Source organism: Carboxylicivirga marina (assembly GCF_016612505.1).
In the GTDB taxonomy this organism is placed as follows: Bacteria; Bacteroidota; Bacteroidia; order Bacteroidales; family Marinilabiliaceae; genus Carboxylicivirga; species Carboxylicivirga marina.
Window position 1 is genome coordinate 1 of record NZ_JAENRR010000007.1, and the last position, 25,636, is coordinate 25,636.

Consider the following 25,636-nt stretch of genomic DNA (forward strand, 5'->3'; position numbering starts at 1 on the left):
TCTACACCTTAATGCAGCTAATAATAATGAAGCTGTTTGCTTAATCTAGAAGAATACAATAGTACGTGAGTAGTTACACTTTCGATTCTTGTATGTTGCTTCTTCTATCAGGCAAGTGCACAAAAAGTAATTACTAAAATAGCTGATGATGTTTGCAAAAATTTCGAAACTGAAATAAAACAAGGCGCCAACGAGTCCGCCGAGCAAATACTTCAACGCTTGATGGTTAGTTCCATGGTTAAGTATGAAAAAGATATTAATAAAGCATTTGGTATTGATATCTTTAATGACTCAAACACAGAAGCTGGTCGTGAGCTGGGAGTTAAAATTGGGAAACTACTTGCCACTGATTGTTCAACATTTTTGGAGTACATCACCAAGCAAAATGACGGTCAAGTCAACAAAGCCGAGAACCTGTATGACAAAGCTGAAGCTTTAAGCCAAAAAGGACAATACAACCAGGCCATAGAGTTGTACAATCAGGCCATCTTAATCAATCCGGCTTATCCTAAATATTATAACTCCCGAGGTATTGCTTATTACAGATTACAAAATTATTATCGTGCAATTGGCGACTTTTATTTGTCGACTGATTTAGATTCGACCAATCACCTACCTTATTATAATATTGCCTATTCATTATACCATTTAGGCGATTATAAAACCAGTTTACAGATGGTAGAAAAAACCATCGAAACCAACCACTATTACTGTGTAGCACACAATTTAAAAGGTCTTCTTTTAGATGATGACAATTTAGAAGAAGCATTGAGTTGCTATCGCAAAGCTTTTAATTGTGATACCACCAACTTAGTTCATTCATTTAATGTTGGTTATGCTCTCTATCGTCAATATAACTACACTGAGGCTATAGGTTTTCTTCTTAAATACTATGAGGAGAACCATGAAAATCAGGATTTACTAAGCTATATCGGCGTTTGTTATAACAATTTAGGTGAGTACAATAAGGCTTTAAGCTTTCATGATAAGGTTATTAATATGACCAATTCAAAACAGTGGATACCTTTTTATAACAGAGGCATGGTTTATTATGATAGTGGTGATTATGTTGCTGCTCTTAAAGATTTTAAACAAGCCCGAAGCATTGACTCAAGCGATTTAGACATAGACATTTATATAATCAGAACTTTAATAAAAGCCGGCCAATACAATGACGCTATTCAGGTAGCCAATAAATGCATCGAACTTCATGACGATGTAGCAGGATTCTACGATGTCAGAGCTCAAGCTTATAAAGAATTAAATAAGTTTCAATTAGCTATAAATGATTATTACACCTCATTGGATTTATATCCAAACGATTGCGAGGTTCACTTTTATATTGGTCAGCTTTATGATTTGCTGAATCAAAAAAACAAAGCACATCTGGCTTATCAAAAAGCCAAAGAAATGGGTTGTGATCAACCTGAGTTAAATTCCTTATAAATAGCATAATGTCTGGTCAAAAAATGGCCAGGCATTATGCTCTATTCTCTACAGTATGTTATTTTTTCTTATTCCTCGACCTTAAAAAAATCAATAGCATCATTCAGCTTCTTTATTTCTTCATAGAAGGACTCTGTTAATTCTGATATTTTATCAGCAGCAACGGCATTACCCTGCGACACATTGTCCAGTTCCAAAATAGCTTTATTCACTTGTTTAGATCCTTCATTCTGCTCCAAAGATGCTGCCGAAATATCAGCCACCAAATTATATGCTTTTTGAATATCAGGCACAAGACTTTCAAATATCTCCCCGGCTTTTATTGCCACAGCAACACCACCGCTTGCATTTTCACTAATTTCATTGGCCGATAAACGACTTCGTTCGGCTAATTTCCTTACCTCTGTTGCCACCACAGCAAAACCTCTCCCCTCCTCACCTGCACGTGCTGCTTCAACAGCTGCATTAAGTGATAAAATGTTTGTCTGCATGGCAATCTCTTCAATCAACTGCACTTTATCAGCAATTAGTTTAATACCATCAACGGCCTTCTTCATAATTTCGCCACCGTTGGTTGTATCCTTAAAAGCCTGAGACATTAACTGCTCTGTTTGTTTTGAGTTGTCGGCATTCTGGCTAATATTAGCCCCCATCTCTTCCATCGACGCAGATACTTCTTCAGTCGAAGTTGCTTGCTGCATCGAGCGGCCTGATAACTCATTGGCAGAATCAGTCAGTTTTGCACCTCCTTCAGAAATCAATTGTGCCGTTTGTTTGGCTTGTATAATAACTTCTGAAATTTTATCGGTCATCTTATCAAAAGTGTTGGCTAACTGTCCTATCTCATCTTGCCTAGCGATTAATGAACCACTAATATTTGCCGTTAAGTCACCATTTGATAAGAAGGTAGCTACATTGTTAAGCTGTAAAATTGGACGTGCCAACGAACGGGATATAAAATACGCTAAAACAAGCGATAGAATTAGGAAGATAAGTCCGATTACAAGCGTAATATTTTGAATTGGCCTAAGCATCGCCACTAGTTCATGTGTTGGAACAGACAGAATAATTTTGTGATTGGTATTCCCGATGTCCATATAAACAACTTCATGATCAATGTCTTCTATAACATATTCGCTTAATAAGCCTTTATCTTTTGCCTTTAGGATAGCTTCCGATGCTTCGCCTATTATATTGTTTAGTGGTTGATTAATATCATCACTATTTTGCGAAAGCTTAACTTCGCCGCTTGCATCAACGACCCACATTTGGCTGTTCTCACTAAACTTCTTTTTGCTCAAGTCATTAACCATTTGGTCAATATTTAACCCAACACCTGCTATTCCGTATGCTGATTCTACATCGCCCATTAGAACATTAATAAATAGTGCTGTTTTATTAAGCTCACGGTTAAAGTCAATATTAGTCACGATGTGCTTTTGTGCTTTAATAGCGCCAAAAAACCAGGCATCATCTTCATCTTCTTCAGAAATAACATCGAGTAAATTATGATTGTGCGACCAGAAGTTGCGTGTACTATTATTAACCGCAAAGGCTGTTAAGTAACCATAGTCCTCAGCTGTTAATGCAATTTTATCAAGACATAACTGTTTAAATGTATCATTCACCTCACCATTCACAAACCACTCGTTAAGTGTTGGATCATTTGCTAATGATAATGAGGTCTCAATAGCTCTCTCAAACTTTGTTTGCAGATCGCTCTGCGAAGCTTCAATAAAGGTGTGCAGCTGTTTGGTTCTGATATCCTTTGTTAAGGTGTTGCTAATGGTATAAAAAAAGGTAAGACTAACAGCCACAATTACCATAAATACGACCAACCCGAAAGACAATAGTATTTTGGATCGAATGCTACTAAGTTGCATACTATAATCATTTTAGTCTGGAAAATCCAGAACAAATTAAACACATATTCATTTCCCCTATTCAAACAAGAACACAGATTGCTTTAATCCTGACAGTCACATATCTTGCATCGAAAGATTACAATACGTTACTTCTTGAAAATAGTTATGAATTTTAAGTTTTTAACACACAAACAATCCTTATCCCAATGATAACCTGACCATTAGAAAACAATGACTTATCAAATTGACAAAAAAAGGCTGCCTGATGAGGCAGCCTTCAACTCTTATATTTTAATTAGTGTCTATCGTTCGTTATACTGTTCTTTGTAATAATTCTCGTAATCACCCGAGATAATATTATTTAGCCATTCTTCATTGGCCAAATACCAATCTACCGTTTTTTCAATTCCTTCTTCAAATTGTAACGATGGGTGCCATTTCAGCTCATTGTATAGCTTGGAGGCATCAATGGCATAGCGCATATCGTGCCCGGCCCTGTCTTTTACAAAAGTGATAAGCTTGGCCGATTCTCCAGTTTCACGTCCGAGCTTTTTATCCATTACCTCACACAATTTATGGATAAGGTCAATGTTAGTCCATTCATTTATGCCACCTATATTATAGGTTTCACCATTTTTACCCTGGTGGTAAATATCATCAATGGCGCGGGCATGATCTAGTACATATAGCCAGTCGCGTATATTTTCACCTTTCCCATAGATTGGTATTGGCTTGTTGTTTTTAATATTGTTAATCGATAGTGGAATCAGCTTCTCAGGAAACTGATTTGGTCCGTAGTTATTAGAGCAATTACTGATAACCACCTGCATGCCATAAGTATGATGATAAGCTCGTACCAAATGATCGGAACTGGCTTTTGATGACGAATAAGGGCTTCTTGGATCGTATGCCGTGGTCTCAGTAAATAAACCTTCCGAACCGAGCGAACCATATACCTCATCGGTTGAAATATGGTAAAACAGCTTCTCACTCATGCAGTCCTTCCAGGTTTCTTTGGCCGCATTCAACAGATTAACCGTACCAAGTATGTTGGTTTTTATAAAAGCCAAAGGATCAGATATCGAACGGTCGACATGCGACTCAGCCGCTAAATGAATAACACCATCGAAGCTATACTCAGCAAACAAAGCATTCATTTTATCAGCATCGGTAATATCAGCTTTAATGAAACTGTAATTATCTTTGGCTTCAATATCTTTCAAATTCTCAAGGTTACCAGCATACGTTAAGGTATCCAGATTGTAAATATGATAGTCTGGATATTTCTCTACAAATAAACGAACAACGTGTGAGCCAATAAAACCAGCTCCTCCAGTAATTAATATCTTCTTCATACTTCTTTATATCAATACGATTGTTTTCCTGTGACAGTCATTTGCAAAGTAACTAAAAACCAAGCGTCTCAATGTTATTTATCGATAGTTTTTTTGTTTTCATAACCACTCATTTTTTGTAACTTGTCTAAATACATTTAAAATTAATCATCTATGGTACGATTATTTGTCCCTATAAATTTCTCCGATTATTCGATCAATGCACTTAAGTATGCAATTAATCTGGGACAAAAAATGCCTTCTACCATTACCCTTTTAAGTTGCGAGGACCCAATAAGCAAAGCAGATGACATTGCAATAAGTAATTTATCAAAACTGGAAGAACTAAAACAGTCAACCGAATCTGGCTTTAATGAATCGCAAAAAAAGAATATCAATATTATCATTAAAACTGAAACAGGATACCCTGAAGATATACTGGTTGAAATTAGTTCACGCGAAGAACCCGATGCTATCATAATGGGTACACGTAGTAAGGGAGAAACCATCAAGGAGCTTTTAGGCAGTGTTACCAGCGATGTCGTTAAAAATGCGAAAGTACCTGTTTTGGCAGTTCCGGCTTCGTCTTCGATTGATACCAACCGCATTAATCATGTATTATTCGTCACCGACTTTAGTGATAGTGACTATCGTTCAATTCATAAATTGATTCGTTTAATCACACCTTTTCAAACAAAAATTGAAGCTGTACATTTTAAAGCTTCCCAACCTGATAAATGGGATAAAAAACGTTTGGAAGAAATGCGTCTCTATTGCCAACAAACCTACCGGAATTACAATATTGATTTTAGTTTTATTATGGCCGATGATTTTATAAGTGATTTGGATGCATTCATTGTGAAAAATCAAATTGATTTAATCGCTATGACACGCCACAAGCGCAACATGATTTCAAAAATATTACACCCTAGCATTACACGCAAAATATTATTTCACACCAACATACCGTTATTGGTGTTTCATGAGTAAGTCGAACAATGAAGCTTAAAGCGTTGTTTTTATATAGAAAAGCAGTAATTTACGAACTTGCTAAGTAAAATATGAGAATCAAACTTGCCTTGTTCAACAGTGATGAACAAGTAAAAAAGATAAACTATGGGAACTGGTAAAAAAAGGATTGGGATATTATCTGCCGGAGGTGATTGTCCTGGTATTAATGCTGCAATCAGGGGAGTTGGCAAAACCGCCATTGTAGAGTACGGGATGGAAGTTTTTGGCATAGCCAATGGGTTTAGTGGCTTAATGAATATGGAAGCCACTCACATGGAAGAGAAAGATCTTTCGGGTATTATTACCGTTGGCGGAACGATACTGGGCACTTCACGTTTTAAACCTTTTAAAGTTGAAGAAGGCGAAACAGAAAACAAGCCAAAAATCATTAAAGAAAACTACGATAAACTAGGACTTGATGCTTTGGTATGCATTGGCGGTAACGGCACACAAAAAACAGCTAATTTACTATCTCAGGAAGGTCTAAATGTGATTGGCATCCCAAAAACCATTGACAACGATGTATGGGGTACGGATGTAACGTTTGGTTTTGACTCGGCCGTTGATATTGCCACCGAAGCTATTGACCGGCTTCACACCACGGCCAACTCACACAAACGGGTGATGGTGATAGAATTGATGGGACACCATGCAGGTTGGATCACCTTGCACTCAGGCATAGCTGGTGGTGGTGATGTTATATTACTTCCCGAATTGGAATTTGATTTAGACAACGTCTGTAATTGCCTGATGGAACGAAGCAAAGTTGGCAAACCATACTCGATTGTTGTAGTGGCTGAAGGCATTGAAAAACCCAAGAAAAAATCAGCTGCCAGTTACATTGGTAAGAAAATACAAAAGATGACAGGAATGGAAACACGAGAAACCATTCTGGGTTACATACAGCGCGGCGGAAGCCCTAGTCCGCAGGATAGAATACTGGCCACCCGTTATGGCGCACATGCTGCCGAATTAATATCACGTGGTGAATATGGAACAATGGTATCGCTTAAAAATGATGTTATTACATCTGTTCCTTTATCAGACGTAGGTGGAAAACTTCGACTTGTTAATCCCGATCATTATTTAATCAAACAAGGCCGTAGCATGGGCGTTTGCTTTGGTTAAATGAGTCTTCAACTTATAAATACCGGCCAATTATAACTAGTGAGGTTATGGTTGGCCGTTGCTTTTTATCGAACGAGCCAACACGTCCTTTTACCGACTATTCAAACTATTATAATTATTATATTTGCGCAAAACATTGGATTATGCAAGCAGAAGAAATTAAGCAGTTGAATGAGCATTTCGCCAGTTCAACACCGCAAGAAATACTTAGCTATTTTATTGAACGCTATGGCGACAAAATTGGCTTAGCATCAAGCCTGGGTGCCGAAGATCAGGTACTCACAGAAATGGTCATAAATATTAATCCGGATACAACAATTTTCACACTGGATACGGGGCGCTTGTTTCCGGAGACCTATGATTTAATTGATCGTACATCACGCAAATACAAAAAGAACCTGCAAATATTTTTTCCTAAAAAGAAAAAGGTTCAGAAAATGGTTAATACCAAAGGAATCAATTTATTCTTCGAAAGCGTAGAAAACCGTAAAGAGTGTTGTTTTACCAGAAAAATCGAACCTCTACAGCGTGCATTCAAAGGATTAGATGTTTGGATTTGTGGCTTAAGAGCTGAGCAATCAGTTACCAGAACAGACATCAATAAAGTTGAATGGGATGCCAACAATAACTTAGTTAAAATTAACCCTTTGGCTGATTGGAGTGAAACACAAACATGGGATTACATCAAAGAAAAAGGTATTCCTTATAACATCCTGCACGATAAAGATTTCCCAAGCATTGGCTGCCAGCCATGTACTCGTGCAATTATGGAAGGTGAAGACGTAAGAGCCGGTCGTTGGTGGTGGGAAAATCCTGACACCAAAGAGTGTGGCCTGCACAAAAGGTAAATCTCAAAACAAAGAATTATTAAAAAAGAAGCGTTCTTAATAATTAAATTAGGAACGCTTCTTTTTTTATAATCAATCGGTTAAAACCTGAAAATCAATCCGCCAGAAAAATCACCTTGCACCGCTAATACGCCAGTACTAATACTAACTCCTCCGCTAGGTCCACCCGACCCAATACCTAAAAACAATCCACCACCAGAAAAATACATCGGTAATAAAAGGCGTCCTTGCATACGAATACCAATTCTGTCACTGAAGAAAAACTTAAGTCCTCCACCTAATGCAGCTGAGAATGAAACATGATCAGATTCGTCTTTCATATTAAACCAGGTAGCACCTAATGACACCATCCCAAATGGAACAACTGGTCCCTTTTTTAATTCCTTTACACCACCCAACTGAAAATAATCAATTGACATATCGTAATAGTTACTTTCTCCTGCCACAAAATCCTCAAATCTGGCAGTGGTATTAGAACGGGTGTATGAAAATTCGCCAAGTACCCCAGGCATTACCTCAACCGAAAGAATACCTCCATAATGCTCAGCATTCTCCATTTTAAAATTAGCCCGGTATAAATTGACACTTCCATTTAAAGAGTAGCCATAAACAGGTGTCAATTCAATACGTCGACCTACGGGTGTTGTTTTTTTCTTTGTCTGTTCATCCAGCTTATATGTTTGCTGAACCGTACCAGTAGAACTTGTTGGGTTTTGTGCCGATAGCATTACAGGTAAAACCATTACAAATGCCATTACAGATACTTTTAGGTTAGATAGTTTCATAGTTTTATCAATTTTATTTTTTTCTCATTAAGTACAACAAACAACTATGCATTTTGATTAGAATCAATGGATTTTATATAATACCAAGCAGCTGAACACAAATAACTAACAACACCATAGCCACCGGGTAAACGGTGGCATATGCAATAGCTGCAGCATTACTATCTGTCATGCTGTCAACAGCCGCCAAACCAGGTGTACTTGTCATTGAACCTGTAATCGTTCCCAATAGTGTTAATACATTAAGTGATTTCATAAAGTAAGCAGCCACCACGGCCATTAACATCGGAAAAAGCGTTAAAATACCACCAACCACAAATAATTGTACACCATAGTTATTATAAGTATCAACCAATGTAGCTCCTGCTTTTGTACCTACCGAGGCTAAAAACAGCATTAAACCCATTTGTCGTAAGAGTTGGTTGGCTGCGCCCGACATACTCCAAATAACAGGCCCTGTCCGTCCAATGCGTGCCAATATCATCGACACAGCCAATACACCGCCGGTTAATCCCAAACTAAATGAGAATGAACCACCAAATGAGAGTGACATTTTACCAAAAAGGACACCTAATACAATACCTGCTGCAACAGGAAAAAAGTCGGTATCTGAAAGCTTCTTATCATTATTCCCAAAGATTCGAATCACTTGTTTCATGTTCTCTCGACTACATGCCACCATGACTTTATCTCCCATCTGTAACTTAATTGAGGGCGTTGGTGTAATATCAATTCCACTACGTCGAATTCGGGTTACTGTTGCCTGATAGTTTGTCCACAAGTTAAATACACTTAGTGCTTTATTTACAGCTTCGGTATTGGTTACTAGTATCGATTGCACCTCATAACCAGCATCAAGAGGTATTTTCTCCTGCGTTTCAGAACCAATTAATAAGGTTATTTTCTCGAGTGCATCCTTAGTTCCAACAGCCCGAACCAAATCCCCTTTACTTAGTACTGTATTATTTTTAGGTGTTGTGCTGAAGCCTTCATGCATCACACGCGAAATGACGGCTTGAGTCATGGAACGTACACGCAATTGACCAATGGTTTTTCCAAATACATTGTCATTCTCTACAACGAGGTTCTGATGCATTATCTCCGGGAATCCAGCTTCAGCATTTTTTTCATAGTCTTCTTCAGCCTGTTTGATATCGGCTTTTATAATTTTTGGATAAAACTTTGCAAAAAGAATGACACCTATTACACCAAATGGATAAGCAACACCATATCCGATAGATACTAATGGAGAATTAGTCGTTTCTATGGCCGCTGCCAATCCCGGAGTTGATGTAAGTGCACCCGTAAGCAGACCTGTGACTATTGGCATATCCAAACCAAAGGCATGATACAATATAAAGGCCATTGCCGATGCTGAAACAATCACAATGGTAGCCAATAAAGCAAGGTTTCGTCCATTTTTCTGAAATGAATCAAAGAAACCAGGACCTGCCTGAACACCAATCGTATAAATAAATAATATTAAGCCTATTTTTTCGAGGATGCCAGGCATAACAATTCCAAAATGACCAAATACCAAGGCTACAAATATTATGGCAGAGATATCAAGAGACACACCCTTAACCTTCACATTACCAATAATAAATCCCAAGCAAATAATAACAAAAAGAGCAAAATAACTGGTTTGAATTAATTCCATCTGTATTAAAAATTGGTTAAGAAAATACGCCAAAAACAGGCGCCATTAGGAAGTTTCATTTGCTGATTAAAAAATATTTGGCAAAGATACACTTTCCATCTCAACGATAGTTTCATAATTTTAGGAATTAGACAAAAGACAATAAGGAATTAAGACTTAAGCTTGACTTACAATTCTTAGTTGGTTCACTAAATATTGCCTGGTATTTTTCGATTGTTGTGTCTAAATCTTAAAATGAAGCTATGAAAAGAGTAAGGATAATTGTTGATGGGCGTGTGCAAGGAGTTGGATTTAGATATTTTGTAGCTAATGGTGCAAGAGAACACAATATTAATGGCTATGTACAAAATTTACCCGATGGGAAGATCGAAATTGATGCCGAGGGAGAATGCGAAAACATTCATCATTTCTTAAGCCAATGTCGTACTGGCCCGCATTTATCAAGGATTGATACTTTTATGGTAAGCGACATACCAGCTTTTGGCTATTCGCATTTCAAAATAAAACAACGGTAAGAAGATTAATTTAAAAAAAATCACATTAAGCTTGTAACATCTATAGCTATCAGCGCGTCCTATTTATGTCTTTAGACAATAAGCATGACTGTAGAAGAATTTAACCAAGCCGTAAATCAGTATTCTGATAATGTATACCGCTTTGTTCTTAAGAACATTAGGGACGAAGACAAGACCAAGGACATTATCCAGGATACCTATGAGAAACTGTGGAAGAAACATGCGGAGGTTAATTATTTAAAAGTTAAGAGTTATTTATTTTCGGCAGCTTATCATACACTAATTGACCTTACCCGACGTGAAAAAAAGCAAGCTCAATGGGACGAAGTGGATTTTAGAAATCACTCGCACTCGGAAGGTTACAGTGACCTGAACGAAATATTGCACAAAGCAGTTAAACGTTTACCAGAAACTCAGCGCATGGTGGTAATGATGCGTGACTATGAAGGTTATTCATACAAAGAAATTGGTGAAATAACCGGACTAACAGAACCACAAGTAAAGGTTTACATCTTTAGAGCACGAAAATTTTTGAAAGAATATATTGGTAAAATTGAAGTTTTAGTCTGATGAGTATTAATATAAACAATTACGAAGCCTTTGTGCTGGATTATCTTGAGGGAAGTATTTCTGCTCATGATAAAGAAGCTTTGTTGCAGTTTATGGAGCTTCATCCTGAACTTAAAGCCGATTTAGATACGGATGTTAGCCTTGGTTTAAACGACGATTCCACAAGGCCAATATTTAGCTTTAAAAATGAATTATTAAAGCATGAAGCAAATGCTTATGATATGCCTTTATTGGATTATCATATAATTAAAAAGCAAGAAGAAGGATTAACAAAAAACGAAGAAGCCGAATTATTATTAGTAGAGCCAGATGCTCAAAAGAGAGAGCAATCATCAAAGCATTATGCACAAACCATCCTTAAATCAGATATTGAAGTTATCTATAGCGAAAAAGCCAAAATTCGCCGCTTTAAATTACTTCCGTTTGTAAAACAACAAAGCTTTAATCGTGTAGCATCAATTGCCGCTATTGTGGCTGCTTGTGCCAGTATTTGGTTAATGTTTGACATGCCAGATCAAACTACACCAAAGATTGCCAACAATACAACCAGCAATGCAGTTAATACATCAACATTAGCGGAAGCTAAAATATTAGAAAAAACTTTACCGGGTGACACACAGCCATCGAAAGACAGTTTACTGAATTTGGCCAAAGACCCATTGCAGTTAAAAAAGAAACCTGTGGTAGCTAAAAAAACTACGGAAAAGAAAAATGCTGAGTACCTCGCCAGTATCCATCACATCGATCGTTTTAGCATTGCCAGTATTAATGCCTATGAACACGGCTTAAATGTTATGATGCCTCAATACATGACCAATAACTTACTTCGGGAAGAACTGGCCACCATCTATCGCAAAATTGAAGATGAACAAACAACACCTTCCCTCACCCTGGCCGTGCTTGAGAGTGGCGTTAAAGTGATGAACTTCTTGTCAAAAGAATCGGTTAAAATGCAAAAGTATTATAACGACAATGGCGAAGTTGTGGCCTATAAATTACAAGGAGACAACTTAGAAGTCAATCGGAAAATCAAACAGTAAAAATTAGGCACTTATTTTTTCAATGGGCATTGAGAAATAAAAACTCGCACCTTTACCCGATTCGGACTCCAGCCACATTTTTCCACCTAATAGTTTAAGAATCTCTTTACAAATAGACAAGCCTAATCCAGTTCCTCCTGTACGGTTAGCAAGTTCTATTTCAGCTTGTTTAAAACGCTCAAAGATAGTATGCTGCAATTCTGAACGAATGCCTACACCTGTGTCTTTTACAAAAAATACGATGTCTTGTTTTTCTATTTGGTAACCAAATTCAATCCGTCCAATGTGCGTAAATTTAATGGCATTATTAACCAAATTATGAAACACACGGGTTAACTTTTCTTTGTCGGTATAAATAGCCACATCCGAACCTTCAGTTTTTAACTTAAGCTGCACATTATCTTTCATTAATGGTGAAAAATAGGCATGGACATTATCCATTAACAAGCCAAGTTCAACTTGCTCATTGTTCACGTAACTATTCCCAGATTCAAGCAAGGAAGTGTCCATTACATCATTAACAATAGATAAAAGCTGCTTCGAACTATTTAAAATGATACCTAAATATTGCTTGATTTCTTCCTGGCTTGCACCCTCAGTCTGAGCTATTTCGGTGAATCCAACAATGGCATTCATAGGCGTGCGCAACTCGTGCGATATGTTTTCAATAAACGCCGTTTTTAACTTTTCATTTTCACGAGCAATGCTCTCGGCTTTACGAAACCGATTAAGGTGTAATTTGCTAAAAAAGTACAATGATACAGCAGTTGCCAAAACATAAAACCATCCTTTGTAGGTCTGAATAACTGTAAGCATGGCCTGGTTTTCAGATAAATTGGCGGCTACTTTATCCGAGAATAATATCCACAACGCTCCAATAATCAAATAAATAACTGACAGTCGGTATTCAAAAGGTATTTTCTTGTATTGCCCAATGATCAAAGCCATGCTTTAAAACTATGTGTTGATTATAACCTAATTACAATAATACTACTTTATTTCTCAAATGTAAAAAATGATATTCTCTGCTGTAACTCATCAGAATATGCACTCAGTTCAACTGCTCGTTCTGACATATTTTCAGCTATTTGAGCATTGTTTTGGGTTGAATTATTGAGTCCCTGTATAGCATTATTTATTTCTGTTACAGCTGTTCGCTGCTCTTGACTTGACGATACAATCTCAGCAATCAAATCAGATGTTTTACTAATTTCCGGCACCAATTCACTTAACTTGTCTGCTGTATGGTTAACAACAATCATTCCCTCAGAAAAACGCTTATTGATAGATGTCGCTGAATCTTTACTTCTTTCAGCCAGTTTACGAACCTCTGAGGCTACAACAGCAAATCCACTTCCATACTCTCCAGCTCTGGCTGCCTCAACAGATGCATTTAAAGACAAGATATTGGTTTGTTGCGCTATTTCCTCAATGGCCGTTAGTTCCTCACGAATTGAGTTCATCGACTGTATAGCCTGATGGGACGAATCATTACCCGACTTTATTTCCATCGCTGATGTTTTAGCAATTGATTCGGTAGAACTGGCGTGTTGACCATTTGTATCAATAGTAGCTGTCATTTCCTCCATTGATACTGAAATCTCTTCAACGGAAGCGGCCTGTGTATTTGACGAATCAGCCAATTGCTTGGAAATTAAGCTTGTTTTTTTGCTTTCTCCATTAAGCACCTGTGCCGTTTCATTAACTGAGGTGACTACACCCTTAATAGAATCAATCATCTGGTTTAAGTTTTGACCAATTTGAGAAAACTCATCACTCCCACTGACTTCTAATTTGTTGGTTAAATCGCCGTTTGCTACCTGATTATTAACCTTAATGATATCACGAATTTTGAAACTTGTATTTCGTATAAAGTAAATACTAATCATTGTAACCAGTAACAACACAAAAAGCATGATTAATACAATCTTATAGATAGCGGCCTGGATATTGGCTTGAACATCGCTTGAATTGGCATCAAGGCTTGATTTGATGATAAATAAACCAACAATATCACCATCTTTATAATCTTCCATGTCATAACCCAATATATCTTTACCATTCATCCAAGGACTTGTTTCCGGCGCCCCATGGCAATGTAAGCAACCCTGTTTTTCTGATAGCCTAACAGGTCGCATAACCCATAATTCATTCGTTTTAGAATGCGTATATGTTAAACTCGTAAGTGTAGGTTCAGATTCAAAACGTTTAATAAAATCGGCCTCGAGCTCATCAGCTAGATTTTTACTGTTTCTTGCACTCAAAGAAGCAACACGAAAGATATAGTTATCGTCATCAACATCATTTTCACCAACAGCCATTGAAGCAAAAATCGGCACTTTTTTAAGCATACCTGTTTTTTCATCAGCACTGATATTCCCATGCGGATTCTTCTCTTTTAATGCATTGATCTCAGTCTCCATATCGAACTGCGTTGCAACATAAGATCGCACTGCCTCCATCCTGCTTAAAATTGCTTTTGTTTTTCACTCAAGCGTTTCAACACCTTGTTTTTTCAACATTGAAGAAGAGACATAAACTGCGATAGCAGTTGCCATGAATATTGGCACAAACACAATTAGAATTAGTTTTACCCTAAAACTTAACTTACTCATTTCCCCGATTTTTTTTGTTTCCCGATAATGCATCTTTATGTGATTTTAAGATGCTTTTGTCTTTATTTACAACGCACTTAAGATAGAGTTACGAGAGATTAATTCTTTAGCCCGCAAAAGCTGCTACTCTCCTGTGCATCTTTTATTTAAAATAATGAAAAAATTCCTTAAATAAACAAATAAGATACTTAAATGCTTCCCAATCACTAACTGTATCGTGTTAATTTTCAGACCACAACATTAAGAATCACCAACAATTACAGGATGTAAGGAATATCGCCCTTAAAATCATAAGGGCCTCAGGAAAATATATAACGACATTGTACAGATACACTGGTTTCATTCACAGTCACTTTTATAACAAAAGCGCACTACACCTCAAGGATGCAGTCCGCTTTATCAAGGATCATCTACCTAAAATAGAAAAGTGGGATGATTGAGACAACCACCCCACTTTTAAATGTTTATACTTTTTCAACTTAGTTTTGGATGCTAATATCCATTTCGTACCCTTCAATATTTATTATGGATGATGATTCTTTCACCGTCCCAAATTCATATAAAAACTCCAAATGGTTGTCATCGCCAATCTTTCTGCGGATTTCATAGTCACTTTCTTTAATATCAATACCCGGATATTGAATTTTTCCAGCTAATACATATGGTGGCGGATTTATAAAAACTAGTCCTGCTTCAATATATTTTCCTGATAATTCAATCTTTAGGAAGTCAGAAGCAATGTTCTCAATTTCAATCTCATCCTCATATCCCGAATGAATTAATGCTTGACCTAGGCTGCCAATTGAAAACTCATTATACTTTCCATTTCGAGATACAAGTCTTTTTACTTTTTCTATCGAGATTTCATTTTCATAACCTTCATTCATTCTGAAGTCTTCAACATGCCCTAGTGAAACCTCAAGGTACTTTGCTGATAATGTTAGCTCCTGCATCTTGCCAACTTCAAGTCCGCCTTCGTAGGCATCCAATTTGAGTTCGGCAAGCTCATTGATATTTATTGAAGCATATTTATTCTTTATTTGCGCCTTTTCTGCCCTAATACCCGATAAACCACCTTCATAAATATCCAATATAAGCCTTTGTGTTTCGCCAACTTTAATTGTTGAATATTTTGCATCCAGGTTGCAAGTAGTTGTATTTCCGACTGACACTTCGCATTCGTAAATATCCAAATCAATATCACTAAAGCTACCTCCCTTAATTTGTGAGTACTTTGCATCTCCTTTTAAATAGCCGGTAACATCTTTTAGTTGCAATTGGCCATCATACAAATCCAATTCAAAATTTCCTTTTAGAACATCATCGAAACGCAGCTGCGAGTATTTTGCATCCAAAGAAACATTGGCGGTTGATGGTAACCATATTTCACATCGCATAATTTTAAAATTCTTCAACTTAATCGTTTCTTTTTTATCGGAATTAAAAGTGACTTTACTCCACCTTTTGCCCATTATCTCCAAATCAAAATTTTTCTGAAATGTTAGTTCCACTGTGGCATCAGAACTTCCTGAAGCACCTTTTAAAATAGACGATGCCATGAGTGCTTTAAGACGCTTCACCTCCTCCTCTTTGCCAGTCGCAATATAATCCAGTTCAATCCGTATCTCATTTTTTGACGAAGGCATAACAACGGCCTTTAAATCATATAAATTCAATTCAACATTAGCCGAACTACCTAATTTAACGGCTTTGTTTAAGGTTATTGTTTCACCATCTTGTGCCAGGACATTCACAGATGCAGCTATTACTATTAAACCAAGTATTAGCCCTTTAAATCCTGATCTGTTTTGATTTATTTTCATCTCTTTGTGTTTTTCGTTTTTCACTGATTAGGCGCTCAATAATCCGAAGGCGCTTTTCATAAGTATCCAGCATTATTAACACGGCGCGTTCGTTATAACCATGCTGTTTAATATCACGTAGCCCTCTGTTGTATATCGTGTCGAGCAACTCCAATTCTTCCAATAATAATCTGTCCAGCTCTACATCTTCTGATGGTAATGATTTAAACTCATCCCATTTTAGATTAACCAATTTGATATAGCTACTTTCCTTTTGTGCCAATTCTTCGTTGATAGAAGCAAGACTATCAATTTGTGCCTGCATCATCAGTTCATGTCGAACCAAAAGACCCATTGATAACATAACACCTGCAAAAACAGCCACTTTTATCAATGTCCTCTTCCATCGGATAGAAGGTTGTTTTAAACCCTTATCGATATTCTGCCACATCCTTTGAACATCGGGCTCATAATTATCTTGTTCTGCCCTATTCTTCCGAAAATACTCTTCCCAATTCTCAGGCATACAATATGGTTTTTAGTTTACTACTCAATATTTTTCTGGCTCGATGATACTGCACTTTGCAATTATTTACTGTTTGCCCTGTCAACTCAGATACTTCATTAAAACGATAGCCCTCAATTGCTCTTAGTGTAAAAACGATACGAGCCCCATGAGGTAGCTCCTGAATCTTCTTCATCACCTTTTCAATGGGAATATCATCACTCACCTCTTTAACCTCAACATCTGTAATCTGCTCAATATCTTCAGCAAGCAGATGCATCTTTTTTGTTTTTCGAATGAGACTGATGGCTTCATTAACCACTATCTGTTTCAACCACGAAGCGAATGCTCTATTATCCTTTAACGAACCAATCTTTTTAAATGCTTTAATGAAAGCATCCTGAACTACATCTTCGGCATCGAACTGATTAGCCACAATTCGATAAGCCACATTATACATCGGCTTCACAAATTGCTGATAAAGTTCATATCTGGCCCGTTCATCACCATGGATACAACTTTGAACTAATTGCTCTGTCAGATCAAATGTTTTATTCAAAATTCAGGTTCTTTATTTTAAGGATGCATGAAAAGCGAAAAGGTTAAAAAACACGTGTAGAAAATTATTATTCAGAAAGTAATTGTGCATATATCTGATGGTTTTCATCATCGAAACAAACAAATATAACTTTGCTAAGTGACTTACTTTTAAAACTCTTAACTGCATTAACAGCCACTTCGGCAGCCTCCGATTTTGGATACCCATAAACTCCGGTGCTAATATTGGGGAAAGCAATTGTACTCAGCTGATGTTCTTCAGCCAATTTTAAGGAATTGAGGTAACATGACTGAAGCTTAGTCTTTTCGTCATTATTTCCACCTTTCCAAATTGGACCAACCGTGTGTATCAGGTTTTTAGCAGGAAGCAAACCGCTGGTCGTTAAAACGGCTTCTCCTGTTGGGCATCCCCCTTGTCTTTCTCTAATTAAACGACATTCAGCCATAATCTCCGGACCTCCTGCTTTATGTATTGCTCCATCAACACCACCGCCACCCATCAAGCCAGAGTTGGCAGCATTCACAATCGCATCAACATGTATTTGGGTAATATCACCTTTCATAAGTTCCAGTTCCATACCAATCTATTTTAGATGTTTATCTTTTAAATAATCCATCATCTTAATGATGCGTTTCACTTTTGTTTCTTCCTTTTTAGCTTCATAAATCCAGCTAATGAATTCTTGCTGCTGATTTGTAGTCTCCTTTTTCAGTGCTTCCAAAAGACGATTGTCTTCCAATTCAAAACATTCAATGATTTCCTGGGGGATATCAACTGGTAAATTATCAGGAAATAATTTTATTCGTACAATATCACCTTCCTGCTTACCAATTGCTTTTCGTATTGCAGCTTTAACGGGTAACATCATATTCCCATTACCCAAAGGCATCAAGCGAGCATGTTTCAGTTCATAATCATCAATAAACCCATGTACCTTTATCCAGTTAAACCACGCATGTTTATCTGGTTTTACCTCTGTGATTTCGGCATATGTCCAGCCACCTTTACCGGGAAATTTCTGTAGTGTGTATGGCTTATCAACCAAGATTGAATTATTCATCGCCTTAATTTATACAAGCAAAAAGAGAAGGACAAAAGGCCTTCTCGGTTTGATAATGCTTATTGTGATTTTTATTTGCTTGAGAAACTATATTTAAACGAAAACTGTACTTTAACGATGTCAGAAGTAAAACCATCGGAAAAGTTTTTTCGCTTTCCATATTGCAATTCAACACCAGCCATCACATTTTTAACTGGATAATACAAAAGGTTAGCTAATGCGTATTGGCCTTGGGCATAAGAGTCGGGAGCCTGTGCATTTGCATGATCGATATCAAGCATTGAAAAGCCTGCCGAACTACTAAATTGTTCGTTCCAACGATGATCAATAAAAGCGACTATTCCAAGGACAGGTTGCGCTGCACCTTTAATGGGCATTGATGGGTCATCTGGATTATTTTCAATTCCAATATCGATTCCTCCATCATTCATATAATTTTGAACAGCCTCACCATACATCACTTGAAATCGTCCGACAGTTGACTTTGTAAAATGCACGTTAGAACTCAGATTTAATCCCCAGCCCATTGCACTATCTGTTAAATCAATATTGTCATTATCATTTAAATCGTCCCACTCGATGTACCGTAACATCGTTGCCAGCTCAAGGTAGCCCCAATTAAAAGCCTGACGATATTCAGCTGAGAAATCAGGAAGTGGAAAACGGCCATGCACCTCATCCCAATAGCCATTTTGTTGATAAACACCACCATCGGCACTTGCTCCCGGACGTTCGAGGGCAAAAGTTAATCGTGTATCTCCTTTTATTGGCATCCACCTAAATTGGATATTTCGAAAGAAAACCATGCCTGTAGGCCCCCAATATTCAATGGTGTTCGGAAACACATCGATATCCATGAATGGGCTCCAATACTGCCCGGCTCCAAACTGCCCCAACTCACCATAAGCATGTCGTAATCGAAAGGTTGTTTGACCGGCATCTACCCCTGTACCGAATAATTCAAATTCAAAAATAATTTTTAAATCACCTAAATCATTCGGAACAATACTCTCCACTCCTAAGCGTGTTTGTCTCACTCCGTAAAAAACATTTCCATCAGGGTTATATTGGCCGTCGTAGCTTGGTAGTTGTGATGGCCTTACCACATCAGTCCAATCCGGATGAATCTGGTTAAAATTATACCCCATATCCGCCATAGCATGTCCGTATATTCTAAAACTAGCATTCTGCTCTTGGGCATTAAGAGAAAAATTAAGCAATAAGATTGTCAATGAAATTAGTGCTTTCATATTGAATATTAGTCTCATAATATGCGATTTACTCAACTCCCACTGATTGAGGATCAAAAATATTTATTTGTAACTGCTTAGATATATACGCTATAGCCTTTTGAGCTCTAACACTATTTCCGGCAGCATCAACACGGGGCGAAAAAGCAGCAATCGCACCTTTTCCTGGCACAATTGCGACAATACCTCCGCCTACTCCACTTTTGGCAGGTAATCCGGTAATGTAAGACCATGTACCTGAATAATCGTACATACCACATGATAACATGATTGATAATATATGTGGTACATTATCCGGACTTATAACATTTTCACCCGTAAAAGGATTGGTTCCATCAGCCGCAAGTGTTGCTCCCATAGCTGCCAGCTGTTCGGTATTTGCTCCTACTGAACACTGTTTGGTATACAAATCAACAGCTTCTTCCGGATCATTGTACATCACTCCGTAAGCCTGAAGTAGCCGTGCGATGGCTTGGTTTCTTCCATTAGTTGCAGCTTCTGACTCGTAAACATCATTTAGAATCGTTAACTCATTACCCGCACAAGCACTATAAAAAGCCAGAATTTCTTCCCATTTCTCTTTCTCAGATTCTCCATCGAGCAAACTTGTTGTGGCAATGGCGCCAGCATTTACCAATGGATTACCAACACGAGTTGGTTGCTGCTCAATTGCAGTCACCGAATTAAAGGGCAAGCCTGTTGGTTCTGCACCTAATTTGTCTAAAATTGCTTGTTGTCCCATTTGATCCATTATCATAGCCAAGGTATATACCTTTGAGATGGATTGAATTGAAAATGTATGATTCACATCACCTACTGAAAATACTTTTCCATCAACTGTTACTACACATATTCCAAATAATTCAGGATCAACTTTCGCAAGTTCAGGAATATAATCTGCAGGTGAACCAGATTTATCAGCGGCAAATTTCTGATGGGCATCTTTTAGAATTTGTTCTAATCGCTCATAGTCAGGCGCTACAGGACTTTTTGCTTTTTGTGCTAAAACAGTATTACTGAATACAATACTTATAAGCAATACTATAAACGGGATAGGTTTCGCATTTTTTTTCATCGTTATTTTATTATTTAAGAAAATTCTATTCTGTGAAACAACACTAACTCATCATTAATCATGTAAAAGTTATTGAAAGCACTTCAGCAAGTCAATATTGAGGCAATATTTGAAGTATAATTAACCAATGAATTCTCCCGAGCAACTATCTTTGCACCATGCAAAAGAGGTATACAAAACAAGAACAGGCTTTTATTCAGAAGGTACGCCAAACAGCTGGTAAAGCTATCAACCAATACAATATGATCTCAGCTGATGACACCGTTATGGTAGCGGTTTCAGGAGGAAAAGACAGCTTGGCTCTTTTGGAGATTTTATCATCCAGAAGAAAAGGCATGCCAATACATTATAACATTCATGCTGCTCACATTATTACCGAGGATGTGCCATACCAAATCGATACAGTGTGGTTGCAGCAATTTTGTGAAGATTTAAATGTGACATTACATCTGGTAACAACAAAGGCCAACCTTGCAACGGCCGGTAAGAAAAAGCCTTGTTTTGCGTGTTCACGTAATCGTCGAAAAGAACTTTTTCAACTCACTCATTCATTAGGCATCAAAAAATTAGCTTTCGGCCACCATCTGGATGATGCAGTAGAAACTTTAGTGATGAATATGGCACAACATGCTAATATTTCATCTATACCAGCTCAACTTCAAATGTTTGAAAATAAACTTGAAGTAATACGTCCTTTAATACTTTTAACCAATGCTGAAATGAAGGAATATGCGAGATTGTTGAATTTTCAATCCTTAAAAAAGGAATGCCCTTATGAGGACCATACTATTCGACAAAAAGCTCGTGACATTGTAGAACAGATGACGTCCATAAATCCGAAAGCACGCATTAACTTATATAATTCAATGAAAAAAATTGATTTTGAGTATTTACCTTAACTCATTATTAATTCAATAAAATTCTTCATTTTTTGGGGCTGGCCAAGGTAAATATGAAAATACGAGGACCAGGCATTAGCTGTTCGATAGATTGGCATCATTACCTTTGTACCACGAGCCGATAGAGCATTTATATCAGCCTTTTTAGCACTACTCTCTGAAACAACTGAATAATGAAACTCATGCCCCTTATACTCCTCTCCATCAACATATACTGAGCGATACCCCAATTTTAACTTCATATTCTTCAGTGAAGTTTTATAATCAAATATACCTATCATTTGATGGGTTGAATCATCCTGCAATTCAACTGACGTTCCCAAATACATCATGCCACCACATTCGGCAATCAACTTTCCTCCTCCCTTTTCAAACTTTCGAATCGATTCAATCATTGATATATTCTCACTTAATTGCTTGGCAAATAACTCCGGATATCCACCAGGGAACCACAATACATCACAACGAGGTATTTTACTATCATTAAGCGGACTAAAATATATTACTTCACCTATTTGTTTTAATGCATCAACATTGGCCGGGTACATAAAATTAAAGGCCTCATCATTGGCAATCCCAAACCTTAGTCGTGGTAAATCCGATGCGCTTATGCTTTTTTTAGTTGGCTCAATATTTTTAAATGATATTCGCAATAAGCTATCTAGATCAACATTTTCCTGTATTAACTCACACGCTGCATCAACAGCGTTCAGAATACTAGCATCATCGGTTAATGAAAGTCCTAAATGACGAGATTCCATCGTTAACCTTTCATCTTTTCGAACATAACCCAATGTAGTAACACCAGCATCTTCAGCAGCTTCCTTTAAAAACTGATAATGAGAATCACCCGAAACTTTATTAAAAATAACTCCCTGAACCTTTACCTTGGGATTAAAATTCTTAACCCCATAAAGCAAAGGCGCCACCGAATAGGCAGTAGCAGCAGCATTTACAATCAAAACAACTGGTAAATCAAGAACCTGGGCTATTTCTGCAGAACTTCCTTTGTCGCGCCTGGCCCCATCAAACAAACCCATTACGCCTTCCACTACTCCAACATCAGCATTACACATCTTCGATTGAAAAACATCTCTCACATGATCTTCATCTGACATCCATAGATCGAGATTATATGAAGCGCGCCCGGCTATTTTCGCATGATGGATAGGATCAATATAATCAGGCCCGCATTTAAATGGCTGAACCTCCAGACCATTTGCTTTCAGAGCCTTTATCAAACCAAGCGTTACAATGGTTTTGCCCGAATTACTTGAGGGTGCAGCAATTAAAAAACTATTCTTCATCAGTTCAAGTATTGGTATTAAATAGGTTGTGACGCAAAGATAATTAATTGGTGATGGATCTTTATTTAAAACCAATTTGTCTTTTTTAATACCCACATAATGCTGTAAACCAAAAAATAGCAGTACCTTTGCGGCTCATTTGGATTTTAGCTATGCAAGAGATTAGAAACGTAGCCATTATTGCGCACGTTGACCACGGCAAAACAACCCTGGTTGACAAGATGTTAATGGCGGGAAAGCTGTTTAAAGACCACCAGGATGTTGGTGAACTAATTATGGACAGCAACGACTTGGAACGTGAACGCGGTATCACCATCCTGTCGAAAAACGTATCGGTAATGTGGAAAGGTGTTAAAATTAACATTATTGACACACCGGGTCACTCCGATTTTGGAGGTGAAGTTGAACGAGTATTAAACATGGCCGATGGCGTATTGCTATTAGTTGATGCCTTTGAAGGGCCGATGCCTCAAACACGTTTCGTACTTCAAAAAGCCATTTCTCTTGGACTAAAACCAATTGTGGTCATCAACAAAGTTGATAAGCCAAACTGTCGTCCTGAAGAGGTTCATGAAGATGTTTTTGACCTTATGTTCTCATTGGATGCAACCGAAAATCAATTAGATTTTCCATCGGTTTACGGTTCAGCCAAAGAAAACTGGATGAGCACTGACTGGAAAAAGAAGACCGATAATATTGAGGCTGTTTTTGATGCTATCTTAGAGCACATTCCTTCACCGGAATACAACAAAGGAACACCACAATTACAAATTACATCCTTAGACCACAGTAAATACCTGGGCCGAATTGCCATTGGACGTTTGCACCGTGGTGAGCTAAAAGTAAATCAGGACGTAAGCCTTGTGAAGCGTGATGGCAGCATTGCCCGCACACGCATCAAAGAACTTAACGTTTTTGATGGACTGGGTCGTTCAAAGGTTGAGCAGGTTTCATGCGGCGAACTATGTGCTTTAATTGGTATTGAAAATTTCGATATTGGCGATACCATTGCTGATTTTGAAAATCCTGAGCCACTAGAGCCAATCGCTATTGACGAACCAACCATGAGTATGTTATTTACCATTAACAACTCACCATTTTTTGGTAAAGATGGAAAGTACGTGACATCGCGTCACATAAAAGAGCGTCTGGACAAAGAACTAGAGAAAAACTTAGCCTTACGTGTTGAGGAGACTGATTCTGCAGATGCATGGAACGTTTATGGACGTGGTGTTCTTCATTTATCTGTTTTGATTGAAACAATGCGTCGTGAAGGCTATGAATTACAGGTTGGCCAGCCACGCGTTATCATTAAAGAAGAGCTTGGTGAAAAATTAGAACCGGTTGAAGATTTAACCATTGACCTACCTGAAGAACATTCGGGCAAAGCCATTGAAATGGTGACACAGCGCAAAGGTGAGTTGACTTCGATGGAGAAGAAAGGCGAACGCGTACATTTAGAGTTCAATATTCCATCACGTGGTATAATTGGCTTACGTAGCAATATGCTGACAGCTACTCAAGGAGAAGCCATTATGGCTCACCGTTTTATTGAGTTCCAACCTTGGAAAGGTGATATTGAAAAGCGTATCAATGGTTCATTAATTGTAATTGAATCTGGTACTTCTATTGCTTACGGAATGGACAAGCTTCAGGACAGAGGTAAATTCTTTATTGCTCCACAGGAAGACGTATACATGGGTCAGGTAATTGGCGAAAACAATCGCGAAGGTGACTTGACTATCAATGTTACAAAAGCTAAGAAAATGAGCAACATGCGTTCTTCTGGTGCTGATGATAAAGTAAAACTAGCTCCTCCAATTCGCTTTAGCCTTGAAGAAGCTTTGGAATACATTCAAGGCGATGAATATGTTGAAGTAACACCTTCTAGCATTCGTCTAAGAAAAATATTACTTTTAGAGCACGAACGTAAACGCGCTACTAAATAATATAACCGGTAATTTTTGAATTATCGGGTTAGCAACCCTAAGGAGATGGCTATTTAGTCATCTCCTTTTTTTTGATCAATCCATTTTCGATATCGCTCATCGGAGTAGTACACTATAAAATTCGCAACAAGCCCAGATACATAAAGCAATGCAGTAAAAACCACAAGTCCAATGACAATGGACAAGTTCTCATATTCCTTGAGGTATTCGATTTCTCTTATAAACTCTCTTACGTAAGCAATTAAGAATCCTGCAATTATTAACGAAGGCAATAGGCTATAAAGACCGAAATATTGATTCTTCTTATGAAAACCAATGACCTCTGAAGGGCAAAATAAAAACTGAATTCTCTTCCTGCCTATCCAGGCCGGAATCAGGCACAATGCCATTAAAATTAAACCAATTACATCCAT

Annotated in this window: 25 protein-coding genes; 9 read left to right on the forward strand and 16 right to left on the reverse strand. The window is 37.6% G+C overall.

Annotated elements, in window-relative coordinates:
* Positions 1-234 precede the first annotated feature (234 nt).
* Positions 235-1,446 carry a tetratricopeptide repeat protein gene (locus JIV24_RS04195; protein WP_200463762.1) on the forward strand — a complete coding sequence of 404 codons (1,212 nt, stop codon included), beginning with the start codon at positions 235-237 and terminating at the stop codon, positions 1,444-1,446.
* 68 nt (positions 1,447-1,514) lie between these two features.
* Here JIV24_RS04195 and JIV24_RS04200 read toward each other — a convergent pair whose 3' ends face one another.
* Complete coding sequence (locus JIV24_RS04200; protein WP_200463763.1) at positions 1,515-3,329, reverse strand: methyl-accepting chemotaxis protein; 1,815 nt, start codon at positions 3,327-3,329, stop codon at positions 1,515-1,517.
* Between the two features lie 284 nt (positions 3,330-3,613).
* Complete coding sequence (gene rfbB, locus JIV24_RS04205; RefSeq protein ID WP_200463764.1) at positions 3,614-4,666, reverse strand: dTDP-glucose 4,6-dehydratase; 1,053 nt, start codon at positions 4,664-4,666, stop codon at positions 3,614-3,616.
* Positions 4,667-4,819: 153 nt separating this feature from the next.
* Here rfbB and JIV24_RS04210 point away from each other — a divergent pair, with 153 nt between their 5' ends.
* From JIV24_RS04210 to JIV24_RS04220, 3 genes are all read left to right on the forward strand, one after another.
* Positions 4,820-5,635, forward strand: coding sequence for a universal stress protein (locus JIV24_RS04210; protein ID WP_200463765.1), 816 nt, complete (start codon positions 4,820-4,822; stop codon positions 5,633-5,635).
* Positions 5,636-5,761: 126 nt separating this feature from the next.
* On the forward strand, positions 5,762-6,784 hold the full coding sequence (locus JIV24_RS04215; RefSeq protein ID WP_200463766.1) for a 6-phosphofructokinase: 1,023 nt from the start codon (positions 5,762-5,764) through the stop codon (positions 6,782-6,784).
* 143 nt (positions 6,785-6,927) lie between these two features.
* Complete coding sequence (locus JIV24_RS04220; protein ID WP_200463767.1) at positions 6,928-7,632, forward strand: phosphoadenylyl-sulfate reductase; 705 nt, start codon at positions 6,928-6,930, stop codon at positions 7,630-7,632.
* A gap of 80 nt (positions 7,633-7,712) precedes the next feature.
* Here the strand turns inward: JIV24_RS04220 and JIV24_RS04225 are convergent, their stop codons facing one another.
* Positions 7,713-8,417, reverse strand: a complete 705-nt coding sequence (locus JIV24_RS04225; RefSeq protein ID WP_200463768.1) for a hypothetical protein — start codon at positions 8,415-8,417, stop codon at positions 7,713-7,715.
* Between the two features lie 73 nt (positions 8,418-8,490).
* Complete coding sequence (locus tag JIV24_RS04230) at positions 8,491-10,077, reverse strand: aspartate:alanine exchanger family transporter (RefSeq protein WP_200463769.1); 1,587 nt, start codon at positions 10,075-10,077, stop codon at positions 8,491-8,493.
* A gap of 242 nt (positions 10,078-10,319) precedes the next feature.
* On the opposite strand from JIV24_RS04230, the gene JIV24_RS04235 reads away from it, so the two are divergent.
* From JIV24_RS04235 to JIV24_RS04245, 3 genes are all read left to right on the forward strand, one after another.
* Positions 10,320-10,592, forward strand: coding sequence for an acylphosphatase (locus tag JIV24_RS04235; RefSeq protein WP_200463770.1), 273 nt, complete (start codon positions 10,320-10,322; stop codon positions 10,590-10,592).
* Between the two features lie 84 nt (positions 10,593-10,676).
* Positions 10,677-11,162 carry an RNA polymerase sigma factor gene (locus JIV24_RS04240; RefSeq protein WP_200463771.1) on the forward strand — a complete coding sequence of 162 codons (486 nt, stop codon included), beginning with the start codon at positions 10,677-10,679 and terminating at the stop codon, positions 11,160-11,162.
* On the forward strand, positions 11,162-12,202 hold the full coding sequence (locus JIV24_RS04245; protein WP_200463772.1) for a hypothetical protein: 1,041 nt from the start codon (positions 11,162-11,164) through the stop codon (positions 12,200-12,202). Before JIV24_RS04240 ends, JIV24_RS04245 begins: the two co-directional genes overlap by 1 nt.
* 3 nt (positions 12,203-12,205) lie before the next feature.
* Here the strand turns inward: JIV24_RS04245 and JIV24_RS04250 are convergent, their stop codons facing one another.
* The 10 genes from JIV24_RS04250 to glsA form a co-directional block, all read right to left on the reverse strand.
* Complete coding sequence (locus JIV24_RS04250; protein ID WP_200463773.1) at positions 12,206-13,150, reverse strand: sensor histidine kinase; 945 nt, start codon at positions 13,148-13,150, stop codon at positions 12,206-12,208.
* Positions 13,151-13,197: 47 nt separating this feature from the next.
* Entirely contained in the window at positions 13,198-14,676 is a 1,479-nt protein-coding gene (locus JIV24_RS22750; RefSeq protein WP_289047984.1) for a methyl-accepting chemotaxis protein, read from the reverse strand.
* A 12-nt stretch (positions 14,677-14,688) separates the two neighbouring features.
* A complete protein-coding gene (locus JIV24_RS22610; protein ID WP_262896384.1) occupies positions 14,689-14,817 on the reverse strand; it encodes a hypothetical protein in 129 nt (42 codons plus the stop codon).
* 479 nt (positions 14,818-15,296) lie between these two features.
* A complete protein-coding gene (locus JIV24_RS04260) occupies positions 15,297-16,640 on the reverse strand; it encodes a hypothetical protein (RefSeq protein WP_200463775.1) in 1,344 nt (447 codons plus the stop codon).
* Complete coding sequence (locus JIV24_RS04265; RefSeq protein WP_200463776.1) at positions 16,609-17,145, reverse strand: hypothetical protein; 537 nt, start codon at positions 17,143-17,145, stop codon at positions 16,609-16,611. The genes JIV24_RS04260 and JIV24_RS04265 overlap by 32 nt, the downstream gene beginning before the upstream one ends.
* Positions 17,138-17,683, reverse strand: a complete 546-nt coding sequence (locus JIV24_RS04270) for an RNA polymerase sigma factor (protein WP_200463777.1) — start codon at positions 17,681-17,683, stop codon at positions 17,138-17,140. The genes JIV24_RS04265 and JIV24_RS04270 overlap by 8 nt, the downstream gene beginning before the upstream one ends.
* Before the next feature lie 67 nt (positions 17,684-17,750).
* Positions 17,751-18,260 carry an O-acetyl-ADP-ribose deacetylase gene (locus tag JIV24_RS04275; protein ID WP_200463778.1) on the reverse strand — a complete coding sequence of 170 codons (510 nt, stop codon included), beginning with the start codon at positions 18,258-18,260 and terminating at the stop codon, positions 17,751-17,753.
* Between the two features lie 6 nt (positions 18,261-18,266).
* Complete coding sequence (locus tag JIV24_RS04280) at positions 18,267-18,743, reverse strand: YdeI/OmpD-associated family protein (protein ID WP_200463779.1); 477 nt, start codon at positions 18,741-18,743, stop codon at positions 18,267-18,269.
* 71 nt (positions 18,744-18,814) lie between these two features.
* On the reverse strand, positions 18,815-20,011 hold the full coding sequence (locus JIV24_RS04285; RefSeq protein WP_200463780.1) for a DcaP family trimeric outer membrane transporter: 1,197 nt from the start codon (positions 20,009-20,011) through the stop codon (positions 18,815-18,817).
* Positions 20,012-20,021: 10 nt separating this feature from the next.
* Positions 20,022-21,068, reverse strand: a complete 1,047-nt coding sequence (gene glsA, locus JIV24_RS04290) for a glutaminase A (protein WP_200463781.1) — start codon at positions 21,066-21,068, stop codon at positions 20,022-20,024.
* Between the two features lie 158 nt (positions 21,069-21,226).
* Between glsA and JIV24_RS04295 the strand changes: the two genes are divergently transcribed.
* Complete coding sequence (locus tag JIV24_RS04295) at positions 21,227-21,967, forward strand: tRNA lysidine(34) synthetase (RefSeq protein ID WP_200463782.1); 741 nt, start codon at positions 21,227-21,229, stop codon at positions 21,965-21,967.
* Here the strand turns inward: JIV24_RS04295 and JIV24_RS04300 are convergent.
* Complete coding sequence (locus JIV24_RS04300; protein WP_200463783.1) at positions 21,964-23,274, reverse strand: cobyrinate a,c-diamide synthase; 1,311 nt, start codon at positions 23,272-23,274, stop codon at positions 21,964-21,966. The genes JIV24_RS04295 and JIV24_RS04300 overlap by 4 nt on opposite strands.
* A gap of 152 nt (positions 23,275-23,426) precedes the next feature.
* Here JIV24_RS04300 and typA point away from each other — a divergent pair, with 152 nt between their 5' ends.
* Positions 23,427-25,223 (forward strand): translational GTPase TypA, encoded by a 1,797-nt coding sequence (gene typA, locus JIV24_RS04305; protein WP_200463784.1) that lies wholly within the window; start codon positions 23,427-23,429, stop codon positions 25,221-25,223.
* A gap of 53 nt (positions 25,224-25,276) precedes the next feature.
* Here typA and JIV24_RS04310 read toward each other — a convergent pair whose 3' ends face one another.
* Complete coding sequence (locus tag JIV24_RS04310; protein WP_200463785.1) at positions 25,277-25,636, reverse strand: hypothetical protein; 360 nt, start codon at positions 25,634-25,636, stop codon at positions 25,277-25,279.